At 71.8% G+C, this 8,595-nt stretch carries 7 protein-coding genes; 2 read left to right on the forward strand and 5 right to left on the reverse strand.

Annotated elements, in window-relative coordinates; all coding sequences use genetic code 11:
- Positions 1–711: C40 family peptidase (locus AB4Y86_RS06330; protein WP_441401099.1), on the forward strand; the 711-nt coding region annotated here is incomplete at its 5' end.
- 24 nt (positions 712–735) lie between these two features.
- On the opposite strand, the gene AB4Y86_RS06335 is transcribed toward AB4Y86_RS06330, so the two are convergent.
- The 5 genes from AB4Y86_RS06335 to AB4Y86_RS06355 are packed head-to-tail and all read right to left on the reverse strand — an operon-like array spanning position 736 to position 7,708.
- A complete protein-coding gene (locus AB4Y86_RS06335) occupies positions 736–1,578 on the reverse strand; it encodes an ABC transporter permease (protein ID WP_441401109.1) in 843 nt (280 codons plus the stop codon).
- Positions 1,579–1,597: 19 nt separating this feature from the next.
- Complete coding sequence (locus AB4Y86_RS06340) at positions 1,598–2,653, reverse strand: ABC transporter ATP-binding protein (RefSeq protein WP_441401101.1); 1,056 nt, start codon at positions 2,651–2,653, stop codon at positions 1,598–1,600.
- Positions 2,650–3,750, reverse strand: a complete 1,101-nt coding sequence (locus tag AB4Y86_RS06345) for a LolA family protein (protein ID WP_441401103.1) — start codon at positions 3,748–3,750, stop codon at positions 2,650–2,652. Before AB4Y86_RS06345 ends, AB4Y86_RS06340 begins: the two co-directional genes overlap by 4 nt.
- A 38-nt stretch (positions 3,751–3,788) precedes the next feature.
- A complete protein-coding gene (locus AB4Y86_RS06350; RefSeq protein WP_441401105.1) occupies positions 3,789–6,623 on the reverse strand; it encodes a PEP/pyruvate-binding domain-containing protein in 2,835 nt (944 codons plus the stop codon).
- A 47-nt stretch (positions 6,624–6,670) separates the two neighbouring features.
- Positions 6,671–7,708: a universal stress protein gene (locus tag AB4Y86_RS06355; RefSeq protein ID WP_441401107.1), complete on the reverse strand. Its 1,038-nt coding sequence runs from the start codon at positions 7,706–7,708 to the stop codon at positions 6,671–6,673.
- A 377-nt stretch (positions 7,709–8,085) separates the two neighbouring features.
- On the opposite strand from AB4Y86_RS06355, the gene AB4Y86_RS06360 reads away from it, so the two are divergent.
- The coding region (locus AB4Y86_RS06360) for an FAD-binding protein (protein ID WP_441401111.1) at positions 8,086–8,595 on the forward strand (510 nt) is incomplete at its 3' end.

Genomic DNA, 8,595 nt, shown 5'->3' on the forward strand with positions numbered 1-8,595 from the left:
CTGCGGAACACTACCGTGGCGCTGGAGTCGGCGCGGGTTGATGCCCTGGACCAGCAGCGCCAGCAGGCACGGCTCGCGGCCCTCACGGCAGCGCCGGGAAACGGCCCGCAGCCGGTGGCCGGGCTGCCGGCGGGCGGCGGGCAACCGGCACAGGCACCAGCACCGGCACCGGCACCGCCGGCAGGCGTGGTGCCCGCTCCGGGCGTTCCGGTGGCACCCCCGGTCTCCGGCCCGGTCCCGCCCGCCCCCGCCAAACCGGCGCCGGTTGAACCAGCGCCCGCACCGCCGGCCCCGGCTCCCGCTCCGGTACCCCCGCCCGCCCCCGCACCTGCGCCCGGCGGTTCCAACCAGACGGCCATCTCCGTCGCACTCGGCAAGGTGGGCGCGCCCTACTTCTACGACTACGGCGGAACCGGCGCCTACGGCTTTGACTGCTCGGGCCTGGTCCAGGCCGCGTTCGCCGCGGCCGGCAAGAGCCTGCCCCGCACGGCGGCCCAGCAATTTGCGCAGGCACCGATTCGGGTGCCCCTGGCCGCGGCCCAGCCCGGGGACCTGATGGTGTGGGGCTCGGCGCCAGGGTTCTACCACGTGGCCATTTACCTGGGCGGCGGCCGAGTGGTCCAGGCCCTGAACCCGTCAAGCGGGATTACCGTGACGGACCTTGCGTCCATGTCCGGGATGCAGCTGTACCCCTACGCCGCCCGGTACTGAAGTCCCGGCACCGATCCCGGCAACCTAGGAGAGCACGTCCTTCGTGGCGAACCTGGCGTAGGCCAGGGCTCCGAAGACGGCCACGTACCCGGCCTGCAGGAGCGCGTTGGCGGCGAACGAGTCCCAGGCGATCGGCTGGCGCAGGAGATCGGCGAAGTCGAGCCAGCGGTGGCTGAAGAGCCAGGGGTGCAGCCATTCCAGTTGCGGCAGCGCATCCGCGATCTGGGCGGCGACGGCGAACACGACGGTGGCGGCCATCGCGCCCACCGGCACGTCCGTGAGGCTGGACATGAACAGTCCGATGGCGGAGAGCCCCACCAGGGACACGGCCAGGTAGGCGGCAATCAGCAGCAGCCGCCCCAGGGCGTCGGCCGGACCGATCGTGTCGCCCGAGAGCAGGGTCACGGGCCCGACCGGGAACAGCGCCGCCCCGATTCCGGCGCCGACGAGGGCCACCGTGAGCGGGGCCGCCGCAGCGAAGACGACTGCGCCCCCGTACTTGACCAACAGCAGCCGGCCCCGTCCGGCCGGCGCCGCCAACAGATACCGAAGGGTCCCGAGCCCGGCCTCGCCGGCCAGGGTGTCGCCCGCGACCACCCCGACGGTAAGGGGCAGGAACAGCGGAATGGCCACCAGCATGGCGGTGACGCCGACGAACAACCCGTTCTGGCTGATCCGGTCCAGGAACGCCGGTCCGCGGCCGGGGGGCACCGCGGAGGAGAGTCTCACAGCCAGGGCGATCAGCACCGGGATGGCGGCCAGGGCCAGCAACATGGCCCAGGTCCGGCGGCGGCGGAACAGCACGGCGAGCTCGGAGCCGAGCAGCAGCAATCCCGGTGCCCGGACTCTGTCCGGGCCGGCCTCCAGGCCCCTGCGCGCGCTCGGCTTACCTTGCAACCTCAAAGCCCTCCCCGGTCAGCTCGACAAAGCGGTCCTCGAGGCTGCCCTGCTCGAGGGCAAAGCCGCGGACCCGGACGCCGGCCGCGACCAGCGCCGTCACCACGGCTTCCGGCGTGAGGGTTCCGGTTCCGGCGCCGTCGGGCAGCGGCGCGTACAGCACCGCACCGCCACCCGTGCCGTCTCCACGCACATCGCCTGCGTGGAGGCCGTCTGCGCGGAGATCGGGGGCGGCGGCGGTCTGGCCGCCGGCGGCAGCACCGCCGTCGACCGTCAGCCCGAAACCGGCCAGGACCCGGGCAGCGGCGCCGGGGTCCGGGGTCAGCAGGCGGATCCGGGCGTGGCCGGCCTGCCGGAGTTCCGCCAACGCGCCCTGCGCCACGAGCCGCCCGGCGCTCATGATCGCCGCGTGCGTACAGATCTGTTCGACCTCGGCGAGCAGGTGGCTGGAAACAAACACTGTGGCGCCGTCCGCGGCGAGGGACCGCACCAGATGGCGGACCTCGCGGGTGCCCTGCGGGTCCAGGCCGTTGGTCGGTTCGTCCAGCACCAGCAGCTCCCGCGGCGCGAGCAGGGCGTTGGCGATGCCCAGCCGCTGCTTCATGCCCAGCGAATAGGCCCGAACCTTCTTGTCCGCGGCGTGCGCCAGGCCCACCCGTTCGAGCGCCGTCCGCACCCGTGCACGCCGGGTGCCGGGCGGAGCTTGCGGATCCGCGGCATCGAAGCGCGCGAGGTTCGCGGCCCCGGAAAGAAACGGATAGAAGGCCGGTCCTTCAACCAGGGCGCCCACCCGCGGCAACACGGTCCGCAGCTGCCGCGGCATCTCCTCACCCAGAACGCGCACCGAGCCGCTCGACGCCGCGGCGAGACCCAGCATGATCCGGATGGTGGTGGTCTTGCCCGAGCCGTTGGGGCCCAGGAATCCAAAGACGGAGCCCTGCGGCACCGCCAGGTCGACGCCGTCGACCGCCAGTTGCCGGCCGAAGCGTTTGCTCAGGCCCCGGGTCTCGATGCTCAGCTCGGCGGTGGGCGCAACGGCTGTCACCGGGCAGCGGCCGCGGCCTGGAGCCGATCCAACGGGACGGAGCCGGCGAAGACACGGCCGTCGTCGAGGATCAGCACGTTTATCAGGGCGGTGGAAAGCAGCCTGCCGCCGGACACCGGGACGGTCGCCTGGGCCAGCAGCGACGCCGCGTTGCCGGTCCCGCCGGACTGGCCGCCCGGCTGCTGCGCCGGTCCCTTCGCCCACGCACCGGCCGGGAGCTCGACGACGGATTCCCAACCGGTCCCGCTGACGTTGTGCCGGCTGTCCTTGGCTGCCGGCCGGTCCTTGGTGCCGGACGACTTGTGGTCCGTGGCCGGGAGTTCCTTGACCGTGGCGCCGGGCGGCGGGCTGAACTGGAAGACCGCGGCGTCCGGGGGCTCGAGCGAGAGCTTGGTGAACGCGACACGGAACGCCGGATCGGACTGCCCGCGGGCCTTCAATTCGACGCCAAGTGGCATTCCGCTCTGGCCATCCACCGAAATCGCCACCGAAGCCACCAGCGTGGAAGAGGACTTCGGTGTGAGCATCAGCTGGTACGCGGCGCGTCCGGCCACCTGGACCTCCGCGCCGACGGTCACGTCGGTGCTCGGGTCGAGCTTGGCCAGCAGTTCTTCGGCCAGCGTATCGGGGGCGGGCACGGCTTCCTGTCCGGACGGCTGATGGCTTCCGGTTCCGGCAGGAAGCACGGCGTGGGCCGCGGTATTGTCCTTTGAGTTGTAGAGCCAGAGGTCGTTGCCGTGCCGGATCACGTCACGCTCGGCGAGCCGATCCATGACCTGGACGCGGGCGTTGTCCGTCCCGTCGCGGTAGACCCGTGCGGTGTGCGGTCCCGTCAACAGCTCCAGCCAGCCGGTCTCCCCGGAAGACGCTCCCGGACCGGCCTGCGGGAGTTCCGGCAGGCCCAACTTGGAGGTTTGTTCCAGCGTCCCGGAAAAGGACACTTCGCGGTGCTGGGCGATCAGCTGCAGCACTTGCTCCGGCGATTTCGCGGGCAATGGATCCCCGGCGCTGGCCGGCAGTGACCCCGCCAGAACCCCGGCGGCGATCACGGCGGGAACGGTGATGGCCGGCAACCAGCGCAGCCAAGTGCGGGTCATCGCGACCGCGCTCCGATATTGCAGCTCATCTTTCAACATTACGCCCGGAAGGGCACGGCATCACCGTGCCCGGGCAGATTTCTGCGGCGCTCCTCCGGCGCGGTCCGGGCGTCTTCGGGCGGGGCCGCCGGCACCACGGTGCCCGCGGCGCCGTCGACCGTGATGGCCTGCCCGGTGACGATCAGGGTGGTGGCGTCCGGGACGCCCACTACCGCGGGGATCCCGTATTCCCGCGCGACGACGGCGCCGTGCGAGTTGGAGCCGCCCATTTCCATCACCAGTCCGCCGGCTGTCAGGAACAGCGGGGTCCAGCCCGGGTCGGTGGAGGGTGCCACCAGGATTTCGCCGGGTTCCAGCCGCGCGCCTTGGGGGTCGAGGATGACGCGGGCCGGGCCGGTGGCGGTGCCGGCCGAGGCGGGGCTGCCGGTCAGCACCCCCGCGGTTCCCGTGTCCGCCCCGGCGGGACGAGGGCGGACGGCCTCCGGCTCGGTTCCGTCCGAGAGCAGCACCCGCGGGATGTGCCGGCGGCCCAGTTCGCGGTCATAGGCTTCGCGGCGCTGCGCCACGAGGGTGTGCAGCGGCGTCCCGGCGAGGCCGCCGCGGGCCTCGACCAGGTCAAGGAAGAAGATGTCGTCCGCGGCGGCGATCCGGCCGGCCGCGGCCAGTTCCTTCCCGATGAGCTGGAGCTGGCCGCGCACCGCAGCCAGGGCCTCCACGATATGGTACTTCGGCAGTTCCCGGAGGCCGGCAAACAACCGGGTGCGCTTAAGTGCCGCCCGGACCAGCACCGCCCGCAACCAGCTCCGCTCCCCGGCCATTGCGGTCAGCCGCCGTACCTGGGTCTCGGCGTCCTGGACCGCCTTGCTGAATAGGAGATCCGGCGCCTGGCCGGGGTCATCCAGCCGCAGGTAGTTGGCCAGGACGCCCAGGATGTGCGCCGGGTCATCGGCCCAGCGGGGCATCCCCAGGTCGACTTCCGCCACTGCCCGGTGCCCGTAGCGGTCGAGGAAGCCGTCGAGCCCGGACTGCACGACGGCGGGCAGTGCCCTGGCCCGGTAGCGGCGGACCAAGTCCGGCACGCCCCCACCGCCCAATGCGGTGTGATCGGACACAGCAGCGTCGAACACGGCAGCGGCGTCGGCGTCAGCCCGGATGGCGGCGGCGAGCTGCCAGAGCGCCAGATCCATCTCCGTGGTGACGTTGTTCGGCAGCCCCCGCAGGACCGGCTGCAGGCTCCCCGGGCCGGCAGCGGGGCCCAGCAGTCGGCCGGCGGCTGCCAGCATGCCAAAACCCAGGGCCGCCAGCGGCAGGACGGCGGGTACCACCGGGAACAGCTCCTGGCCCAGGATGCGCTCCACGTGATCCAGCCGCTGCACAGCGGTGGCCCCGGGCGGCACCGCGAGCGCGGCCCGGAACCGGTCGCCGAATTGTTCCACCCGGCGCAGCGCGGCCTCGGGCCGGAGCAGGGCGCGCAGGAGCGCCTGCGGGACCTTGGTATGCGCCGCAACAGGGACGAGGTGCCGCAGCAGCCGCCACGGGGACCTGCTCGTGACGGAAAACCTGGGGTCCTCGAACAGCAGGCGCAGCACCGCCGCGGAGCGGGCCTCCATCACGTCGAACACCCGCGGCACGATAGCCCGGCCGACGGCGCTGCGCAGCACCGGGGTCAGGTCGAAGAAGATCCGCTGCCCGGGCTGGACGTACGGTGTCGGACCGTCGTGCGGCGCTGGAACGTCGAACCGGGCCGCACGGGCCACGGACGAGGCGATCAGCCGGAAACCTGCCAGCCCCATCGGGGTCAGCGGCCGGGTCAGGCCCTGGGCGAGGCTGAAGCAGAGGTAGACGCGGGTCGCGTCGGCAATCCGCTGCCGCGCCGGCACCGGGAAGAGCGTGGTGATGGGCCGGGACTGCGTCAGCCACGGCACGCCGCCGTCGTCGATGGCCCACTCGAGGTCCTGGGGCACGCCGAAGTGCACCTCCGCGCGGCGGCCGAGCAGTTCCAGCGCCAGAAGCTGGGCGTCGTTGAGGCAGGGCTCCGAGCGGGCCCCGGGCGTGGCAGTGCGGACGGTGCCGCCGCCGGGCACCGGCCGGACCGCCACACCTTTGCTTCCGATCCGGCGCTCGATGACCCGTCGGGTGGCGCCGTCGACGACGAAGTGGTCCGGGTTGACCGACCCGGAGACCACTACCTCTCCGAGCCCGGGGCTCGCGTCGATCACCGCCTCGTGCCGCCTCCCGGTGACCGGGTTCGCAGTAAACAGGACCCCGGCGACGGTTGCGTCCACCATCCGCTGGACCACCACGGCGAGCGACACGGCTGCCGGGTTGATCCCGTGGGTGGCCCGGTAGCTCACGGCGCGGTCCGTCCAGAGCGAGGCCCAGCACTGCCGGACGGCGGCCAGCACGGCGTCGACACCCACCACATTGAGGAAGCTGTCCTGCTGGCCGGCGAAGCTGGCGAAGGGCAGGTCCTCGGCAGTTGCGGAGGACCGCACCGCCACCGGGACGTCCGCGCCCAGCGCCGCATAGGCGTCGCGGATGGCCGCAGCCACGTCCGCCGGAACGTCGGCGGCCAGCACCTGGCGGCGGGCGGTGTCGGCCAGGGCGGCGAGCCCAGGAAGGTCGTCCGGCGCGGTCCCGGCCAGGCCGGCATGCACGGCGTCGAGCCCGGCGGCGGAGGTGGCCCGCCGGTAAGCCAGCGTGGTCAGGCAGAATCCGGCAGGGACCGGCAGCCGGGCCCGGATCAGTTCTCCGAGGTTGGCGGCCTTGCCGCCGACCTCGGAAAGCAGCTCCGCGCCCGCCAGCTCGAGGGCAAGGACCAGCTCCGGCCGGGGCTGTTGCCGCGGTTCAGCTGGCTGCGGTTGCTGTGCCACCCGCCGGTCCTCCGTTCCACCAGGACATGGTCGGTCCCGGCCCCGCGCTACGAGTCGCCGAGCATGGGTCCGAAACTGGGCCGGTCGGCCAGTCTCGGGTCGTCGCGGTCCGGGATCGCCATGACGGGACCCTTGGCATGGTGCAGGACGCCGTCGGAGGTGGATCCCAGCAGCATCTCGGCAAAACCGCCCCGGCCGCGGGTGCCCACCACGACGAGTTCCACATGTCGGCTCGCCTCGACGAGGATGTCGACCGGGGAGCCGTCCACGAGCTGGGTCTCCACCTGGAGCCGGGGGTAGTGACTCTTCAGCCACGCCACTCCGGCGTCGAGCTGGACCTGGATATCGGCGAAGAGCGCCTCGCGGTCCATCGGCGCGGGAACCCAGGCGAGCGAACCGCTGTATTGCGGCACAGCGCAGACCAGACGCAACGGCGCCGAGAGGCGTTCGGCCTGGGCCGCTGCTTCAAGCACCGCGACCCGGGCCTGTTCGGAACCGTCCACGCCCACGACCACGACGTTTTCTATTGGCTGGTGCCCGGATTTCACACGTTCCGCCCGGACGTGCTTGTCGTCGGTGGTCAGGCCCAGCCGGTCGCCGCAGATGAGCGGCACGGTCACGGTGGGACATTTGGCGTGTGCGGGCAGGGCGCTGCTGACCGACCCGAGGAGCCGGCCCACAAAACCGCCGCGGCCGCGGGTACCGAAGACCAGCAGTTCGGCGGTTCCGGTCATCTCGAGCAGGACGCCGGAGGCGTCGCCGTTCTCCACCGAGGCATCCACCTCGATGTTGTAGCCGGCCACCTTGTCGAGTGCCTGCTGCAGGATGGCTTCGGCGCCCTCGCGGATCACCGAGTCGTCCACCGTCGCGTATCCGCCGTCCAGCCCGGACGCGGCGAACACCGGTACCGAGTAGGCGGTCACGATGTGCAGCGGGCTGTGCCGGCGTTCCGCCTCCCGGGCGGCCCACACCAAGGCGCAGTGGCTGTGGTCCGACCCGTCCACGCCCACCACGATCCCCCGATGGGCGGAGTGCTCCCCGGCGGCGTCTCCCGCCGGGTCCGGATGCACCTGTTCTCGGGCCATGGGGTCCGCCTCCTCGCGTAACGTGGCTCTGTTGCGGCTATTCTGCCAGAACTCCCCGGGTCCGGGGGCGCCGGCCCGGCGGGGAAGATTTACCTAGTGTTTACACGTTTGCCACCGCGGCCCGGAAAGCTTCGAAAAGACGGAATCCGGGCGCGGGGAACTCTCGAAGAACCGCCGAGAGCCGCGAAAACTCAACGGCGGGCAGACCCTGTTCATACCCAGCTTTCTTGGGTATCCTCTGAGGCATTGCTGAACCGAGACTCGTCTTTCACATCGCAGGCTCCCCGCGGAGCGCGTCCGGACGGATCGATGGCGAGGCGCACCGGGTATTGGCCCGGAACCGGCATCATCAGAGGAAGGACCCCGCAGTGTCGAGCATGCCCGTGTACGGCGGAATCGAACGGACCAGCACCCTGGTCATCGGTACGGGGCTGTCCGGGCTGGCAGTGGCCAGCGAGCTGCAGCGCAGGGGTGTCAGTGCCATCGTGGTGGACGGGCTGGACCTGCTCGGCGCCGGCAACCCGGCCAACACGTCCTCGCTGCAGCGCTGCGACGCGGCGGATGCGGCGTCCCTGCGGGAGCGCAATGAGATCCTGCGGCACCTGCGCAACTACGCCAGCAGCCATAAACTCGACGTCCGCAATAACGTCCGTGCCCTGCAGTTGGACCATCTGGACACCGATGGCCTGGGTGCCGGCGGTCCGGACTTCCACGGAACCGGGCACCCGGCGCAACAGTGGGCCGTCAGCACCCCCAACGGCATCCTGYATGCCGACCACCTGGTCCTCACGCGCTGCGCCCACAGCCAGCTGCGCCGCATGCTGGCCGAGTTGGGCGTCGCCGCGGGCCAGAACCTGATGGCCGCCATGCACGCCCTGGGCATGTAC

This window comes from Arthrobacter sp. 2YAF22_2, assembly GCF_052114645.1.
Classification (GTDB): domain Bacteria; phylum Actinomycetota; class Actinomycetes; order Actinomycetales; family Micrococcaceae; genus Arthrobacter.

Excerpts from the sequence above, each read along its gene's own strand:
- AB4Y86_RS06345 (WP_441401103.1), bottom strand. The coding sequence starts at position 3,750 with ATGACCCGCACTTGGCTGCGCTGGTTGCCGGCCATCACCGTTCCCGCC.
- AB4Y86_RS06355 (WP_441401107.1), bottom strand. The coding sequence starts at position 7,708 with ATGGCCCGAGAACAGGTGCATCCGGACCCGGCGGGAGACGCCGCCGGG.